The sequence below is a fragment of the Pseudomonas crudilactis genome (assembly GCF_013433315.1).
Lineage (GTDB): Bacteria > Pseudomonadota > Gammaproteobacteria > Pseudomonadales > Pseudomonadaceae > Aquipseudomonas > Aquipseudomonas crudilactis.
Genome location: NZ_WXVV01000001.1, coordinates 444,425 through 461,835 on the forward strand (window position 1 = coordinate 444,425; position 17,411 = coordinate 461,835).

Here is a 17,411-nt window from a genome sequence, read left to right on the forward strand (position 1 = left end):
TCAGCCCAATGACGTTCTACTTATTAAAATTAAAATCCGCCAACTAAAACTTATTAAATACTTTTTCCAGAGCACCACCACCACAAACTAAACAAGCAACTTTCACTCTATCAAACCCCACTTTCCCGAGTTTGAATCTTCTGTCACCGCTGTATTCCCGACCAGCCTCATGCGTAGCTTCAGATTACTCGCCGAGTCTGCATGCTTGAAAGCTTCTTCTTCGGCAATTACACCCTCCGACACCAAGGCGAACAGCGCCTTATCGAAAGTTTGCATGCCCGACTCAGACGACTTCTCCATCAGTTTTTTTAGTTCACCAAGTTCACTCCGATGAATTAGATCAGCGACGGTAGGCGACCCCAATAACACCTCGACGGCCGCCCTTCTTTTCCCATCCATCGTGCGCACCAGTCGCTGCGAGATACAGGCTTTCAGATTGTTGCCCAACGCCTGCAACAACTGCGGTCGTCGCTCTTCGGCAAACATATTGATAATCCGGTCCAACGCCTGATTGGCGTTATTGGCGTGCAATGTCGACAGAACCAGATGCCCGGTCTCGGCAAACGAAAGCGCATGCTCCATGGTTTCGCGGTCGCGGATTTCGCCGATCAGCACGACGTCGGGGGCTTGGCGCAGGGTGTTTTTCAATGCAGCTTGAAAGCTGCGCGTGTCGACGCCGACTTCACGCTGATTGATGATCGACAGCCTATGCTGATGGATGTATTCAATCGGATCCTCGATAGTGACGATGTGCCCGCTACTATGGCGGTTGCGGTGATCGATCAGTGCTGCCAACGACGTCGACTTGCCGCAGTCGGTAGCGCCGACGAACAGGATCAAGCCTTGTTTGAGCATCACGGTGTCGAGCAACACCGGCGGTAGCTTCAGGTCCTCGAAACGCGGAATATCGAGTTTGACGTTACGAATTACAATTGATACATCGTTGCGCTGTTTGAAGATGTTGACGCGAAAGCGGCCAACGCCCGTTCGTGAAATCGCCAGGTTCATTTCCAAATCCCGGTCGAACTCCCGGCGTTGCTCGGCGTCCATCAGGGAAGCGGCAATCATCGCCACTTCGCCGGGTTTGAAGAATTGCTCGCTCAGCGGCGTCAGCACCCCTTCGAACCGAGCACTTGGCGGCGCGCCTGTGGAAAGATAGAGATCCGAGCCGTGACGGCTCGCCAGTTGTTTAAGCAGTGCGTCGATTTCCATGGCAAAAAGCACCTGCGAAGCTTTCAATGAACAGAGAGGGCTCGCGCCGTGATGCAACGGGCCAAACGGCGTCTACCGAATCAGCATAGTAGACGCCGTCTCAACGACCGCCGCTCAGGATTGAAGTAATGAACGCTGTACCGACCACCGATGACGCCCAGGCATTGATCGCCCGCACTGACTGGAGTCGCAGCCCGCTTGGCGCTGCTGGCACCTGGCCGCAGAGCTTGCGTACCGCTGTGGACATCGTGATTCACTCGCCGATGCCGATGCTGTTGCTATGGGGGCCGCAGCTCACGCAGATCTACAACAATGGTTTCGCTCTGCTCGCCGGCCACAAGCATCCGCACGCTTTCGGACAACCCGCGCACCTGATCTGGCCTGAACTGCGAGACTTTACTGATCCGATTTACAGCGCCGTCCTGCAAGGTCAGGTACGTACCTACAGCGAACGACGTTTTACCTTGCAACGTGATGGCAAGGACTCCGACTTCTGGCTGGATCTGACCTACAGCCCGATCCGCGATGAATCTGCGCAAGTGGCCGGTATTCTGGTGACGGCCATTGAAACCAACGAGCGCCGACGCATCGCCCTTGAACTGCAACAGCGCTCGGAAGATAGCCTCAAGGCGCAACGACAATCGGAGGAGCGCCTGCAACTGGCGCTTGCCGCCACCGATGCAGTCGGCACCTGGGACTGGGACATCGGCGAGGACCGGTTCATTGCCGATGCCCATTTCGCCCAGTTACATGGCGTTGATCCAGCGCGCGCCAGTCAGTTGCCCATCAGCGAGTATCTGCACGGTGTGCATCCGGAAGATCGGGCATTGGTCGCGTGCAGCATCAAGCATTGCATCACTCACGGCACTGAATACGCCGAGGAATATCGCCTGCTGCAGGCCGATGGCGAGATGCGCTGGGTCTTTGCGCGCGGGCGTTGCTACAAGGATCACCATGGCCGGCCAGTGCGCTTTCTCGGTGCGGCGCTGGACCTGACCGAGCGCAAGCACACCGAGCAGGCGCTGCGCCAGAGTCAGACCGAATTGCAGCTGATCATCAATGCCATGCCGATCCTGATCAGCTATGTCGACCACGAAGAACGCTTTCGCCTGAACAACGCCGCCTATCTCGATTGGTACGGCCTGACGCCGCAAGAACTGTACGGTCGCACCATTCGCGAGGTGATCGGAGAAGAGGCTTACTTCCTGCGCGCACCGTATATCGCCGAGGCGCTGGCCGGGCGATCCTGTTCGTTCAGCCTGTACACACCGCACCGCGACGGCAGCAGCCGCCACGCGTTGATGAATTACCTGCCGCGCCACGGTGCGGACGGTGCAGTCAACGGCTTCTACATCTTTGTGATCGACGAATCGGAGCGTAAAAAAACCGAGGAGGCTCTGCGCAATCTCAATGAAACCCTGGAGGAGCGTGTCAGCGCCCGCACCGAACAATTGGCCCAGGCCAACCAGCGTTTGCAGAACGAGATGTTCGAACGCGAGCGCGCCGAAGATGCGCTGCGTCATGCGCAGAAGATGGAAGCGGTCGGCCAGCTCACCGGCGGTATTGCTCATGACTTCAATAACATGCTCACCGGAATCATCGGCAGCCTCGACCTGATGCAACGCTATATTGCCAACGGCCGGGCCGATGAGATCGGACGCTTTACCGAAGCCGCCGTTGCCTCGGCCAACCGTGCAGCGGCCTTGACTCACCGCCTGCTGGCCTTTTCGCGGCGGCAGTCGCTGGATCGCAAACAACTGAACGTCAACGAGCTCATCCATTCGCTGGAAGACCTGATTCGCCGCACAAAGGGCGACCCGATCGAGCTCACGTTGCGTCTGGCCGACAACGTGTGGCCGGTCAGCACCGATGTCAGCCAACTGGAAAATGCCCTGCTCAACCTGGTCATCAACGCCCGCGACGCAATGCCGGAGGGCGGCGAACTGCTGATCGAAACCGCCAACGTCTACCTCGATGGCAGCGACATTACGACTCTGGAACCGGTCAAGGCCGGCGACTATCTGATGCTCGCCGTCAGCGATAACGGCACGGGCATGACCCCATCAGTGCGCGCCAAGGCATTCGATCCGTTTTTCACCACCAAACCCATCGGCCAGGGCACCGGTCTGGGGCTGTCGATGATTTATGGTTTTGCCCAGCAATCGGGCGGTCACGTCAGCCTCGACAGTCTGCCGGGGCAAGGCACCTGCGTGCGCCTGTATTTGCCCCGACTGTTGGGTCTGGAAACGCAGAGCCCGTCAGTCGAACCCGATCAGCCGCCCGCCGCCGCGGCCAGTGGTGAAGCGGTGATGGTGGTCGAGGACGACCCGGCGGTGCGCATGCTGGTCCTGGATCTGCTGACAAGCCTGGGTTATCAGGCCCACCAAGCGGAAGACGCCAAGACCGCTTTACCCCTGCTGGAGTCCGATCTACGCGTAGACCTGCTGGTTACCGACGTGGGTCTGCCGGGCATGAACGGGCGGCAACTGGCGGAAATCGCTCGCCAGCATCGTCCAGGACTCAAAGTGCTGTTCATGACCGGTTATGCGCAAAAAGCCGCCGAACGTCAGGGCTTTCTCGAGGACGGCATGGACATGGTGGCCAAACCGTTCTCCATGGAGCTTCTGGCCAGCAAGATCCGCACGATGATCAGCCAAACGCCTTGACTTGAGGCATAATCCGCGCCCCGCCGTCACCCCGTTATCAGGTACCGCAAGATGAAAGCCCAAGCCCGCCACATTCTGGTGAAAACCGCCGAAGAGGCCGAACAGCTCAAACAACGCATCGCCAAGGGTGAAGCGTTTGACGTGTTGGCCAAGAAATTTTCGACCTGCCCGTCCGGCAAGCGCGGCGGCGATCTGGGTGAAGTGCGGCCGGGGCAGATGGTCGGCGCGATTGATGCGGTGATTTTCAAAAAGCCGCTGCGCACGGTGCATGGGCCGATCAAGAGCAAGTTCGGGTACCACCTGGTGCAGGTGTTTTACCGGGATTGACGGGTTGGCTTCAGGGCCTCTTCGCGAGCAAGCTCGCTCCCACATTTGGAATGCATTCCCCTGTGGGAGTGAGCTTGCTCGCGAACCGATTGCGCAGCAAGCGGCCATTCAAGCCTGTTTAGGAATCAAAGCCCCCGGCACTTGTATCACCCGACTGGCCAACTGATGCCCGGCCTCTGCCGCCTCCGCCGGACTGCCGCCCATCAATCGACTGGCCAGATACGCCGCACTGAACGAATCCCCCGCCGCTGTGGTGTCCACTACCGTTTCAACCTTCTGCGCCGGCACTTCGAATGACTCACCATCACAGCGAATCAGACACGCCTCGGCCCCGCGCTTGAGCACCACTTCCGGCGTGCCGAATTGCGCATAAGCGGCAAACACCGCCTCGCAATCGGCGAAACCGAACAGCGCCTGCTCGTCATCCACCGTCAACAACGCCAGATCAACGTAGGGCAACACGCTGCGATAGGCCGCGCGCGCGTCTTCTACCGAGGCCCAAAGCCGTGGCCGATAGTTGTTGTCGAAGACAATCCGCGCATCACGCTGGCGCGCTTCAATCAGCGTCTGGATCAGTTTTTCCCGGCCCGATGCACCGAGGACGGCCAAGGTGATACCGCTGAAATACAACACATCGTAATCCGGCAGCGCCGCCAGAATCGGCTCGGCGGCCGGGGTGGTGAAACAGTCGCGAACCGCCGCCTCGTTGCGCCAATAAAGGAAACGCCGCTCACCGTTGGCGTCGGTCTGAATGCAATACAGGCCCGGCAAACGCCCGGGCAGACGCTGGACGAGATCGAGGCTAATGCCTTCGCTGGTCCAGATCTGGCACATGGCGTCGCTAAAGCTGTCGTCACCCAGCGCGGTGACGTAATCGACCTGCGCCTTGTCGCCCATGGCGCGGGACAGGTACACCGCGGTGTTCAGGGTGTCGCCGCCGAAGCTTTGCTGCAGGCTGCCGTCGGCGCGTTGCTGCAGTTCGATCATGCATTCGCCGATCAGGGCGATCCGCGGGGTGTTCGGGCCCAGGGGGCTGAGGGTGTTCATCTTGTGCTGTCTCTGTTGATGCGCGGGTGTCTGGACTGGCGCCTTCGCGAGCAGGCTCGCTCCCACAGGGGAATGTATTCCAAATTGTGGGAGCGAGCCTGCTCGCGAATGGCCGCGACTCGGTCTCAAGCTTTAGAAACAAGTCTCCATGCTCTCGATCACCGACAACTCGTCATCCACCAACAACCCCACACGCCACTTGTCGAACGTCAGACACGGATGCGAAGTACCGAAGGAAATGATGTCCCCCACGCGCAATTCAACACCCGGCGCCACCGTCATGAACGCGTGCTGATCCATCACCGCCGTGACCTTGCATGCACCGACATCTTCGCCCACCGCCGGCACCACACCTGCCTTGTAACGCAACAACGGCACCGGCAAACCGGCATCGAACGCGACATCACGCTTGCCCAGTGCAATGACTGCAAAACCCGGCTCCGGCAACGACTGCACGTGCGCCCAGACTTCCAGCGCCGGACGTAATCCTTCGTGCAAATCGCTGCGGCGGTCGAGCACGCAGCATTGCGCCTCTTTGTAGATGCCATGGTCGTGCGCCACATAACTGCCTGGACGCAACACACTGAGGAAGCGCCCGGCGGCGTTCTGCGCTTCGAACGATTCGGCAATCAAGTCGTACCACGCCGAGCCCGAGGCGGTGATGATCGGTTTGGCGATGGCGAACGCGCCGCTATTCTGCAACTGCACCGCCAGACGTACCAGTGAAGCAGCGAATTCACGAATGCCACTGACGGCGTGATCGCCGTGAATCACCCCTTCGTAGCCTTCAATGCCAGTCAGGGCCAGCGCCGGTTGTGCGTTGATCGCCTTGGCCAGTTCGATGACTTCCTGTTCGCTGCGGCAACCGCAACGTCCGCCAACCACGCCGTATTCGATCATCACATTCAGCGTCACGCCACGCGAGGCGAAGTAAGCACCAAGATCGGCAACGTTGTCCGGGTGATCGACCATGCAATAGAAATCGAACGCGGGATCGGCGAGCAGATCGGCGATCAACGCCATGTTCGGCGTGCCGACCAATTGGTTGGCCATCAGCACGCGGCGTACGCCATGGCCGTAAGCGGCGCGGGTCTGAGTTGCGCTGGCGAGGGTAATGCCCCACGCGCCGGCGTCGAGCTGACGCTTGAACAGTGCCGGGGTCATGCTGGTTTTGCCGTGGGGCGCCAGTTCCGCACCGCTGTCACTGACGAACTTCTGCATCCAGCGGATGTTGTGCTCCAGCGCTTCGCGATGCAGCACCAGTGCTGGCAGGCTGACGTCGCGTACCAGGTGCGCGCTGATCGCAGCGTTGCCCTTCTCCACAGCGTTTTTGTTGGCAGTCGTCATGGTCGAACTCCTCACTTTCGCGGCCGCAGGCAGCCGCGGTTATTCGTTGATCCGCCGGGCGAGGCTGTTGGCACTCTCGATCAGCACTCGGCGATAGTCGTTGTAATTGTTTTTCGCATCGGCCCGTGGGGCGACGATGCACAAGGTGCAAATCGCGATGCCATTGCGGTCTTTGACCGGGGCGGCGAAGCAATGGGTAAAGGTGTCGGCGACGCTGTCGAAGGAGAAGAACCCGTCGATGCCGGCCTGACGAATTTCCGCCAGGAAACGTTCCAGAGGCAAACGCTCGCCATCGGGCAGGATGTAATCATCTTCGTCGATCAGGTCGATGATCTGCTGATCGCTCAGGTGTGCGAGCAACAGCCGTCCGGAAGCGGTCCACGGGATTGGCGCGTTTTCGCCGATGTCGGAGGAAATACGGAAATGCCGCTCGCCCTCCTTCATCAGTGCCACTGTGTATTTACGCCCGTTGAGCAGGCACATCTGCGCGGTTTCATGGGTCTGGCTGACGATCTCCTGCAAGGCGTGATCGGCCTCGCGGCTGAGGTCGAAATGGCGCAAATGCGCTTGCCCGAGGAAGTACAACTGGCGGCCCAGATAGACGTGACCGTCCTTGCCCACCGGCTCCAGAATCCGCCGTTCCAGCAGCGAAGCGACCAGTTCGTAGACCGTGGATTTCGGACTGCCGATGCCGTTGGCGATGTCGTTCGGACGCAGCGGCTGGCCGATTTCCTTGAGGAAATCGAGGATATCGAACGCCCGGTCCAGACCGCGGGCCCGGCGCTTGATGGTGTCTTCGGTCATTTCAGTGGTTCCCATTCAAAGTCGCCGGATGGTAACTGGCCTGTGGGGTTGTGTCAGTTGGATTGCTGCCCTCACCCCCCGCCCTCTCCCAGAGGGAGAGGGAGCCTGACTGTATCGATGCACATGTTGTGATCAGCCGCCAAAACCTGCATCGATAGAGATCAGTCCCTCTCCCTTGGGAGAGGATTAGGGTGAGGGGCTGCGGCCTAGGCAACGCAGCAATTTTCAAACCTTTTTCTTGTACGCGATGCAGTCGATCTCGACCTTGCAATCCACCATCATGCTCGCCTGCACACACGCCCGCGCCGGTGCGTGCTCGGGCTTGAAGTACTCGCCAAAGACCTTGTTGAAACTGCTGAAATCCCGCGGATCATCCAGCCACACGCCGGCACGCACCACGTCTTCGAGGCCATACCCGGCCTCTTCGAGAATCGCGATCAGGTTCTTCATGGTCTGGTGGGTCTGTTCGACGATGCCGCCGACAATGATCTCGCCATCCACTGCCGGTACCTGGCCGGACACATGCAGCCAGCCATCCGCTTCAACAGCGCGAGCGAATGGCCGTGGCTGGCCGCCAGCGGCAGTGCTGCCGGTGCCGTAACGCGTAATGCTCATGGGTGTTTCTCCTGATTTGAAAACGCAAGATTAAAACCGCGTGCTTTTCAGAAACTCAGCCAGACGCGGCGATTGCGGGCGTTCGAACAGTTCCTTGGGAGGCCCCTGCTCTTCGATCCGCCCCTGATTCATGAAAACGATTTTGTCCGAGACCTCGAAGGCAAAACGCATCTCGTGGGTCACCAGCAACATGGTCATGCCGTCTTCGGCCAGACCCTTGATCACGTTGAGTACTTCGCCGACCAGCTCCGGGTCGAGGGCCGAGGTGACCTCATCGAACAGCATCAAACTTGGGTTCATCGCAATGGCGCGGGCAATCGCCACGCGCTGTTGCTGACCACCGGACAACTGACCGGGAAAGTGATTGCGCCGCTCCAGCAAGCCGACGCGCTCCAGCCATTTTTCCGCGAGCACGACGGCTTCGTCCTTGTGCATCTTCTTGACCTTGAGCAGGCCCAAAGTGACGTTCTGCAACGCGGTCAAATGCGGGAACAGATTGAATTGCTGAAAGGCCATGCCGGTCATCGCGCGATGGCGGGCGATGACTTTTTCCGCATGCCGCACACGCTTGCCATTGACCTCGTCATAGCCGATCGATTCACCGTCGAGCAGGATCTGCCCGCCCTGGAATTCTTCGAGCATGTTCACGCAACGCAGCAGCGTGGTCTTGCCCGAACCGCTGGAACCGATCAGCGTGACCACGTTGCCGCGCTGCATGCTCAGGTCGACACCCTTGAGCACCTCGACCGCGCCGTACTGTTTGTGCAGGCCACGGATGTCCAGCAATGCCTGATTCTGTGGGGAAACTTGAGCTTGAGTCATGGCAGTGCCACCCGCTTTTCAATGTGCCGGCCGAGTAATTCGATGCCGTAGTTGATGACGAAGAACAGAAAACCGGCGAACAGGTAGAACTCCAGGGTCATGAAGTTCCGGGCGATGATCTGTTGCGTGCTGAGGAGCAATTCGGCGACGCCGATCACCGAGAGCAAGGTCGAGGCCTTGACGATTTCCGTGGACGAGTTGACCCAGGTCGGCAGGATCTGCCGCAGTGCCTGGGGCAACAGCACGTAACCGAGCGATTGGTAAAACGTCAGGCCGATGGCCTGGCTCGCCTCCATCTGCCCACGCGGCAAGGCTTGCAGCGCGCCGCGGACAATCTCGGCAACGTGCGAACCGCAGAACAGCGTCAGGCCCAAAGCGCCGGCCTGAAACGCGCTGATCTGCCAGCCCAGCGCCGGCGCCATATAGAAGCAGGCCAGCACCAGCACAAACACCGGCGTGCCGCGAATCAGGTCGACATAGAAGCGAAACGGCGCGCGCATCCAGAACTTGCCGTAGGTCAGCACCAGCCCGGCGACCACGCCGAGCATTGTGCCGAGCAGAATCGCCAGCGCCGACACTTGCACGCTGGTCAGAAAGCCCTGCCACAGCGGTTCGCGCGCGATCCACAATTCATGTAACCAACTGGGAGATTCGTACATCGCAGCCTCCTATCGGCGGATCGCCAGACGCTGCTCGAGGTAACGCAGCAGCATGGCAATGAGGTAACAGGCCGCGACATACAACGCCGTGGTCACCAGCCAGGTTTCAATCACCCGGTAGCTTTCGACGTTGATCTTGCGCGCGTAATAGGTCAGCTCCGGCACCGCAATCGCGGCGGCCAGCGAGGTGTCCTTGAACAGCGAAATGAAGTTGTTCGACAGCGCCGGCAGCACGTTGCGCAGCATCACCGGCACGGTGACGTAAGCCTTGACCTGCCACTCGCCGAGACCGATGGCCAGCCCGGCCTCACGCTGTCCTTTTGGAATGCTCAGCAAACCGCCACGGAACACTTCGGTCAGGTACGCCCCGGCATACAGTGACAGCGTGGTGATGAACGACGGAATCTTGTCCAGCCGAATCCCCAGGCTCGGCAACGCAAAGTAGATCAACAGAATCAACACCAGAATCGGCGTGTTACGCACCACCGTGACGTATACCGAGGCCAGCACCCGCAAAGCGCGATGCTTTGAAAGCAAGGCAAACGCCATCAGCAGGCCGATCACGCAGCCGATCGCGATCGACACCAGCGCCAGTTCAAGACCCAGACCGAGCCCCGCCAGCAAGGTGTCGAAATCGCGCCACACGGCGGCAAAGTTCAACTGATAGTTCATGGTCAGCAGTACCTTGAGCGGGGCAACGTGCATCGCCCCACTCTCACGGGATCATTTGAATTCGACTGGGAAACCGATGGCTGGGGAAGGCAGATCTACGCCGAACCATTGTTTGAACGAGGCGGCGTAGGTCGGGAATTCCACGCCGGTCATGGCTTCATGCAACGCTGTGTTGACGAAATTCAGCCAATCCTGATCGCCGCGTTTAACCGCACACGCGTACGTTTGCGGGCTCCACGCATAGGTCGGGCTGCGGTAGCGGCCAGGGTTCTGCACCATCAGGTATTTGACCGAAGACTGGTCGGTGGCGGCGGCATCGGCGCGACCGGAGTTCACCGCCTGATACATCAGATCAACGCTGTCGTACTGATCGACCTTGGCTTTGGGCAATGCCTGATGCACCAACTCTTCGGCGTAAACGTTTTGCAGCACCGCCACGGTGACGCTGTCGCCGGCGGCTTGCAGGTCTTCGATTTCCTTGTACTTGCTGTTGTTCGGCAGCAGCAGGCCGACGCCCTCGCGGTAGTACGGCAGGGTGAACGCCACTTGCTGCGCGCGGCTGGCGGTAACGGTGATGAACTGGCAGCTCATGTCGACTTTGTCGGTGAGCAGATTGGGAATCCGCGCATCGGACGACTGCACCACAAACTCGACTTTGCTTGGGTCGTTGAACAGACCTTTGGCGACGATCCTGGCGATGTCGATATCAAAACCCTGCAACTTGCCGTCCGCGCCCTGGAAGTGCCACGGCGCATTGGTGCTGCCAGTCCCCACGATCAACTTGCCACGGGCCAGAACACTGTCGAGCTTGCTGTCGGCTGCCTGGGCCATACCCATGACAGCGGACGAAGCCGCAAGAACAAAAACACACGCTTTGAACAACGAAGGACGGCGATGCATGGCAAGCACTCCAGGATGGTGTTTATTCCGCTATACCGGAACACGGTTTGTTACTACGGAATAGACAGCAGAAAGTGTGCCACAGGATCGGATGAGAATCTGCAGAAGATCTAAATGTTTTCGAAATCAAAGAGATGCAGTAAGGGACAGTCGCGTTGTTACCAAGAGCGCGATTAATACACGCTACCGTTGGCCACACACTCCGGGTATTCGCGCCACATTTCGGGGCGCATGGCACAAATCTAGGCGGGTTACACCTGTCAACTCTGACAGTAGGCGCATGGCTTGCACTGGATTACCGTCTATAGGTGTTGCTGCACTCGAAAAGGAGATTCTCATGAACGCGAATATCCCTCTCTCCACGTTGGCCCCCACCTACCGCAAAGCCCTGCAAACCTGGCGCCCGGTAATCCTGTATTTCGCCAACGAACATTGCCCCGCCTGCGAGTGGGCCGGGCCGATTTTTCGTCAGACGGCCGAGCCGTATCGGCATCGCGCCAATATCTACATGCTCAAAACCAGCGAGTCCCCGCGCCATCCACTGGTCACCGGGACACCCACCGTGCTGTTTTACAAGAACGGCAGACTGGTGAAAAAACTCAAAGGCATCGGCACGGAAGAAACCCTCGCACGGGATTTCGCCGAGCACGTCGGCAAGACCAAAGCGCCCACTGCGCTGCGCAAGCGAACGCATGATCTGCCCTGGTTGCGTCAGACACTTCGTACTTTGCGCACCGTTGCCCGTGCGCGCCTGCGGAACGTGTGTTGAACATGCGTACTGAACAACTACACTTTTCATCAGTGAATACTGCGGTGCCTGAGCCCAAGCATTTGCGAGCAGGCCGGCACAGTTAGTAGAGAACGCAAGTATTACGCGGCAGCACGCACCAACAACACCCGCGTCACACGCCGTTCCTCAACGGCTTTGACCGTCATGTGCCAGCCTTCAAGTTCCAGACGATCACCGATCACCGGCAGTCGATCCAGCAGGCTCATCACCAACCCGCCCATGGTCTGATAGTCCTCGGTGGGTTCAGCGCCAAACCCGATGCGTTGACGCACCCGCGCCAGGTTCAGCGCACCGCTGACCATAAACCCGCCCTGCTCCTCAATCACATCCGGGCCTTCGACTTCGCTGGCATCCGGCAGCTCGCCGGCAATCGACTCAAGGATGTCGGTCATGGTCAACACACCGACAAAATCACCGAACTCGTTGACCACAAAGGCAATGTGCGTCGAGGCCGCGCGCATCTGTTCCAGTGCGTTGAGGATCGAATAACTGTCGAGCAGGTTGATGGTCTTGCGCGCCAAGTGCTCCAGATTCGGCTCGGTGCCGGCCAGGTACTCCTTAAGCAATTCCTTCTTGTGCACGAAGCCCAACGGCTCATCCACCGCACCATTACGAATCAACGGCAGCCGCGAGTAGGACGAATGCATCAAACGGGTACGAATCGCCTCGCGGTCATCGGCCAGATCAATCGTGTCGACATCGGCACGCACGGTCATCAGCCCGCGAATCGGGCGCTCGGCCAGTTGCAGCACGCCGCTGATCATCACCCGTTCGCGACGGTCGAACAGCTCCGCGCTTGGCGCGTCACCATTGTCCAGCAGATCGGATATCTCCTCACCGACTTCTTCCACCGCCAGCTTGCGACCGCCCAGCAAACGCATGACCGCGTGCGCTGTGCGCTCGCGCATCGGTCGCAAACCCTGCATCGAGCGCTTGCGCCGGGCCCGGGCGATCTGGTTGAACACCTCGATCAGGATCGAGAAGCCGATGGCGGCGTACAGATAACCTTTCGGAATGTGGAAGCCCAGACCTTCGGCGGTCAGGGCAAAACCGATCATCATCAGGAAACCCAGACACAGCATGATCACCGTCGGGTGCGCGTTGACGAAGCGCGTCAGCGGCTTGCTGGCGACAATCATCAAGCCGATCGAGATGATCACCGCGATCATCATCACCGCCAGTTCATCGACCATACCGACGGCGGTGATCACAGCATCAAGCGAGAACACCGCGTCGAGCACCACAATCTGCGCAACGATCGGCCAGAACATCGCATAAGCGCTGTTGGTCGTGCGTTCGCCGACATGGCCTTCAAGACGCTCGTGCAATTCCATGGTGGCCTTGAACAACAGGAACACACCACCGAACAGCATGATCAGGTCACGGCCGGAGAAGCTCTTGTCGAACACCTCGAACAACGGCTGCGTGAGGGTCACCAGCCAGGAAATACTCGCCAACAGGCCCAGGCGCATGATCAGCGCCAGCGACAGGCCGATAATCCGTGCACGGTCACGCTGATGCGGCGGCAGTTTATCCGCGAGGATTGCAATGAACACCAGGTTGTCGATACCCAGCACCAGTTCCAGCACGATCAAAGTCAACAGGCCTAACCAGGCTGTGGGATCCGCTAACCATTCCATAAAACGTCTCTATCTCTCTCGGTTAATTCAGGCTGCCGGACACGGCAAAGCGCAACGCGAAGGCTCTGGAGCCGCGTTAGCAACGATAGTCGGATGTCGGAAAACTGGATGTTGCGAGTGCGTCAAGACCGCGCCGTGGCGCAAGGGGAAGGTGCGACTGGGAGGCTCCGAGAGGGTGTTCATGTAGATCCTGAATGAAAAATGGCCTTGGAGCGTACAGGCTTTGGGAACATTTCCTACAGCTGGAAATCATTTCAAAATCTGTAACAGCTCCTACAGTACGGTGTCAGCGGCCGGCAAAACGCAACCGCGACAACTGCCGCAAATCCCCTTCGACGTAGTAATCGTTGGTCCAACTGTCATCCACGGCCAACGGACTCACCTGCTTCAACGCCAGCTTCTTCGCGAAATAACGAAACCGGTAATGCTCGTAGAACCGCAGCAACTCCAGGCCATAACGATCCGCCAGATCGCTGTCGCCACGAATGATCAGGTAGTTTTCGTCATTGCCGTTACTGGCCGAAGCGCTGAGGTTGTGGCTACCGCTGATGATGGTCGGCGCGTCCGTGGTGAAGTCGGTGACCACCGCTTTGGTGTGCACCAGCAGATTGCCTTTCTGGCCTTTCATGTTCTCGCGCAGCCAGCCTTCCAGCCCGGTGTTGAGCAATGCGGTGGCGGCGAATTCGGCGCTGCGGTCGGCGTGGAAACCGCTGATGCGGCTGGCAGTGTTTTGCAGGCCATAACGCAAAATGTCGTCGTGAGGCTGGCCGAGCAAGGCGTTGAGAATTGCGTCGGGCAGCGAGAATGCCGTGACGAACAGCACGTCTTTTTTCGCTGCGCCGATGATCCGCACGAATTCTTGTAGATCGGCCCCGCCGGTACGCGGTGAAAACCCGGCGAACAAAGGTTGCTGCGGATTCATCGGATTGTGTTCGGTGATCCAGTCACGGGTTGCGCCGACGTCGTCCGGGCGCGCCCAGATTTGCTCAAACGTTTGCAGATAACTGGCAGCAATCGATTCATCGTCCAGCACATGCACCACGTTGGCCTGACGATAGATCCCGTTGGCGGTGAAGTTGGTACTGCCACACAGCACCGCTGCAGGCTGATGCTCGCCGCCGTCGACGCGACTCAGAACGATGAATTTGTTGTGAAAAATGTTATGGGTTACCCGACCGCGTTTGCTCGCGAGCGGCAGCGCAGCCAGACTCGCTTGGTTGATCGTGGTGTCTTCGTCGTCCGGCCGGGCGTGATACAGCACCCGCACCGTTACGCCCCGCGCGAACGCCGCATTCACCGCATCGACAATCGCCTGCAATTGGTATTCATAGATGGCAATGTCCAGCGCCCATTGCTGATCGACGGCGCGCTCGATAAAACCCAGCAAGCGCCCGAGCAAGCCGTTTTCCAGCCACTGACGGGCCGCATCGGGCCAGGCTTCGATGGGCATGTTTTTATTGGCGCTGATCTGCGCGTCGAGATCGGGAAACTTGCGCTGGAACGCCTGACTGGCGGCGACAGCACGATTGAATATCACGCTTTGATTGCTCGGCTGACCGTCATCGGAGGTAATCGTCAGTTGCAGCGACTCGCCCAACTGCACGGCATCCGCAGTGCCGTAGGCCAGGTGCACACGATAGTGAAGAGTCATGCCCGGATTGACGGCGTAATCGGCCCAGCGGAATTTCTGCAGCGGCGCGGTATCGCTCGGTGTGGCGTGGAACTGGGGAAACGTGTGCGCCTTGCCGGGGAAGGTCAGGCTGTTGAACAGAAACAACCAGGGTTTGGCGCCCTGCTGCTTTTCGATGGCGAAACCCAACAAGCCTTTGCGCCGGGGCTCGGCCAGATCCATGGCCAGCAGCACGCCGTTGGTGCCGGCGTAGGCTTTGACGCGGAAATCGTCCGCGGGATTTTTGACCAGTACGCGCATCGCTCACTCCTTGTGATTGGGCTGGGTGCAGCATAGAGCAGGGATGCGGGTTTTGAGTGTTCGGCTCGAGACCGGATCGATGCAATCGCGAGCAGGCTCACTCCTACAAGGGAACGTATTCCAAATGTAGGAGTGAGCCTGCTCGCGATGAGGCCCGACCATACACAGAAGGTATCAGAGAGAAATCAGCTCATCGATATGTCGATACTCTGATCCCAGCGCCTCAGCCAGATCCCGCGCCCGGCCCAACCGGATCGGCCCGCGCTCGATATCGATCAACAACCCCGGGCACCCCAGCGCCGGCAATCCCGACCACTGTTTCAAACGCCCATCGGTCACCACCAGCAACCGCTGCTGCTCGGCGGGAAAACGCTTGCGTCGCACCGCCAGCCATTGCTCGGCCTGCACCAGTGCCGCCAATAACGGCGTGCCGCCGCCGGCACCCAATGCCTCCAGCCAGGTACGCAAACCGCTGGATGCCTTCAACCCCTGCACCTGCCATCTCGGCGCCGAACCACTGGCAGTCAGCAATGCCAGCCGCGCACGCTGGCGGTAAGCGTCATCGAACAGTTGCGCGAGCAGCCCTTTGGCATCGCTCAAAGCCTGATGACGCCGCGTCGAGGCTGAAGCGTCGACGATCACCAGCCAAAGCTCATGCGGCGAGCGCGTACGCAGTTGAAACAGCAGATCTTCACGGACCCGAGGACGTCCATTGAGCAACGTGCCCGGCCAGTTCACCGTGCCACTGCGGGCGGCATGACGTTTGCCCTGGCGTCCGTTGTCCAGCCGTCCGGCGCGGGGTCTGGCATTCGCCCCCGCATCGGATCGGGGGCGAATGCCTAAGGCTTTTTTGGCCAGCTCGGCACTTCACGGCGAGCGCCGGTGGCAAGCGCGGGCGCCGGCATGTCGCCCCACTGGCCCTGCCCTTCACTCGACGAGGCTTGAGTCTCGGCCGGCGACTGAGCCGGTTGTTGCGGACTCGAAGGCGCTTGCTCACGACGACGATGGCGCAGGGCAAACTCGGCCACGGCGTCAATATCTTCTTCGCCAATCTGCTCAGCTCCGCGCCATGCCGCGTGGGCACGCGCCGCGCGCAACCAGACCAGATCGGCACGCAAACCATCGACTCCGGCAGCGAAACAACGCTCGGTGATCTGTGCCAGTGCAGCATCGTCCAGCGCAATATTGGCCAAGGCGCCGCGAGCGTGTTCGCAACGCGCGCGCAGGTTTTGTTGTTCGGTTTCCCACTGTGCGCAGAACGCTTGCGGGTTGCTGTCGAAATCCAGCCGCCGACGAATGATTTGCCCGCGTTCGGTCGGTGCGGTGTGGCCACTGAGGGCGACGTTCAGGCCGAAGCGGTCGAGCAACTGCGGACGCAACTCGCCCTCTTCCGGGTTCATCGTGCCGATCAACACGAACTTCGCCGAATGCCGATGGGAAATACCGTCGCGCTCGATCAGGTTGGTGCCGCTGGCGGCAACGTCGAGCAGCAGATCCACCAAATGATCGGGCAGCAGATTGACTTCATCGACGTAGAGCACACCGCCGTCAGCCTTGGCCAGTACGCCTGGCGAAAACTGTGCGCGGCCCTCGCTGAGGGCCGCGTCGAGGTCAAGGGTGCCGACCAGACGTTCTTCGGTGGCGCCGAGCGGCAAGGTGACAAATTGACCGCTGGCGAGCAGATCGGCCAAGCCACGGGCCAGGGTGGATTTGGCCATGCCTCGCGGGCCTTCGATCAGCACGCCACCGATTTTCGGGTCGATGGCGGTGAGGTACAGGGCGAGTTTCAAGTGATCGGCGCCGACCACGGCGGAGAGCGGGAAATGTGGGATGTCGGTCATTTTGGTTTTCTCTGTCGTGGTCGTGGGTGTGTTTCAGTGTTGTCGGGGGCCAGTCGGGGTGGCCCTCACCCTAGCCCTCTCCCAGAGGGAGAGGGAACTGACCGAGTTGTTCTGGCGAGTTACGCCGACCTGATATATC

At 59.6% G+C, this 17,411-nt stretch carries 16 protein-coding genes; 3 read left to right on the plus strand and 13 right to left on the minus strand.

Annotated elements, in window-relative coordinates; all coding sequences use genetic code 11:
- Positions 1-102: 102 nt before the first annotated feature.
- Positions 103-1,212, minus strand: a complete 1,110-nt coding sequence (locus GTU76_RS01870; protein WP_180697934.1) for a PilT/PilU family type 4a pilus ATPase — start codon at positions 1,210-1,212, stop codon at positions 103-105.
- A 128-nt stretch (positions 1,213-1,340) separates the two neighbouring features.
- On the opposite strand from GTU76_RS01870, the gene GTU76_RS01875 reads away from it, so the two are divergent.
- Together GTU76_RS01875 and GTU76_RS01880 are read left to right on the plus strand one after the other, a co-directional pair.
- Positions 1,341-3,878, plus strand: a complete 2,538-nt coding sequence (locus tag GTU76_RS01875) for a PAS domain-containing hybrid sensor histidine kinase/response regulator (protein WP_180697935.1) — start codon at positions 1,341-1,343, stop codon at positions 3,876-3,878.
- Between the two features lie 51 nt (positions 3,879-3,929).
- Positions 3,930-4,205, plus strand: coding sequence for a peptidylprolyl isomerase (locus GTU76_RS01880; RefSeq protein WP_007912322.1), 276 nt, complete (start codon positions 3,930-3,932; stop codon positions 4,203-4,205).
- Between the two features lie 108 nt (positions 4,206-4,313).
- On the opposite strand, the gene kdgK is transcribed toward GTU76_RS01880, so the two are convergent.
- From kdgK to GTU76_RS01920, 8 genes are all read right to left on the minus strand, one after another.
- The gene (kdgK, locus tag GTU76_RS01885) at positions 4,314-5,252 is read right to left on the minus strand and encodes a 2-dehydro-3-deoxygluconokinase (RefSeq protein WP_016984337.1); all 939 of its coding nucleotides are present in this window, start codon (positions 5,250-5,252) and stop codon (positions 4,314-4,316) included.
- Between the two features lie 132 nt (positions 5,253-5,384).
- Complete coding sequence (locus GTU76_RS01890) at positions 5,385-6,599, minus strand: amino acid deaminase (protein WP_016984338.1); 1,215 nt, start codon at positions 6,597-6,599, stop codon at positions 5,385-5,387.
- A gap of 39 nt (positions 6,600-6,638) precedes the next feature.
- Positions 6,639-7,403, minus strand: coding sequence for an IclR family transcriptional regulator (locus GTU76_RS01895; RefSeq protein WP_016984339.1), 765 nt, complete (start codon positions 7,401-7,403; stop codon positions 6,639-6,641).
- A 225-nt stretch (positions 7,404-7,628) separates the two neighbouring features.
- Entirely contained in the window at positions 7,629-8,018 is a 390-nt protein-coding gene (locus GTU76_RS01900; RefSeq protein ID WP_016984340.1) for a RidA family protein, read from the minus strand.
- 30 nt (positions 8,019-8,048) lie between these two features.
- Complete coding sequence (locus tag GTU76_RS01905) at positions 8,049-8,840, minus strand: amino acid ABC transporter ATP-binding protein (protein ID WP_007912331.1); 792 nt, start codon at positions 8,838-8,840, stop codon at positions 8,049-8,051.
- On the minus strand, positions 8,837-9,499 hold the full coding sequence (locus tag GTU76_RS01910) for an amino acid ABC transporter permease (RefSeq protein WP_016984341.1): 663 nt from the start codon (positions 9,497-9,499) through the stop codon (positions 8,837-8,839). Before GTU76_RS01910 ends, GTU76_RS01905 begins: the two co-directional genes overlap by 4 nt.
- 9 nt (positions 9,500-9,508) lie before the next feature.
- Complete coding sequence (locus GTU76_RS01915) at positions 9,509-10,171, minus strand: amino acid ABC transporter permease (protein ID WP_180698007.1); 663 nt, start codon at positions 10,169-10,171, stop codon at positions 9,509-9,511.
- A 51-nt stretch (positions 10,172-10,222) separates the two neighbouring features.
- Positions 10,223-11,071: a transporter substrate-binding protein gene (locus tag GTU76_RS01920; RefSeq protein ID WP_064117896.1), complete on the minus strand. Its 849-nt coding sequence runs from the start codon at positions 11,069-11,071 to the stop codon at positions 10,223-10,225.
- Positions 11,072-11,408: 337 nt separating this feature from the next.
- Here GTU76_RS01920 and GTU76_RS01925 point away from each other — a divergent pair, with 337 nt between their 5' ends.
- On the plus strand, positions 11,409-11,840 hold the full coding sequence (locus GTU76_RS01925; protein ID WP_180697936.1) for a thioredoxin family protein: 432 nt from the start codon (positions 11,409-11,411) through the stop codon (positions 11,838-11,840).
- Positions 11,841-11,941: 101 nt separating this feature from the next.
- On the opposite strand, the gene GTU76_RS01930 is transcribed toward GTU76_RS01925, so the two are convergent.
- The 4 genes from GTU76_RS01930 to GTU76_RS01945 all read right to left on the minus strand — a co-directional run bounded on the left by GTU76_RS01930 (position 11,942) and on the right by GTU76_RS01945 (position 17,272).
- Complete coding sequence (locus tag GTU76_RS01930) at positions 11,942-13,501, minus strand: TerC family protein (protein WP_180697937.1); 1,560 nt, start codon at positions 13,499-13,501, stop codon at positions 11,942-11,944.
- A gap of 286 nt (positions 13,502-13,787) precedes the next feature.
- The gene (locus GTU76_RS01935; RefSeq protein WP_180697938.1) at positions 13,788-15,431 is read right to left on the minus strand and encodes a phospholipase D-like domain-containing protein; all 1,644 of its coding nucleotides are present in this window, start codon (positions 15,429-15,431) and stop codon (positions 13,788-13,790) included.
- 174 nt (positions 15,432-15,605) lie between these two features.
- Positions 15,606-16,217, minus strand: a complete 612-nt coding sequence (locus tag GTU76_RS01940; protein ID WP_425503623.1) for a vWA domain-containing protein — start codon at positions 16,215-16,217, stop codon at positions 15,606-15,608.
- Positions 16,218-16,270: 53 nt separating this feature from the next.
- Positions 16,271-17,272 carry a magnesium chelatase ATPase subunit I gene (locus tag GTU76_RS01945; RefSeq protein WP_180697939.1) on the minus strand — a complete coding sequence of 334 codons (1,002 nt, stop codon included), beginning with the start codon at positions 17,270-17,272 and terminating at the stop codon, positions 16,271-16,273.
- Between the last annotated feature and the right edge of the window lie 139 nt (positions 17,273-17,411).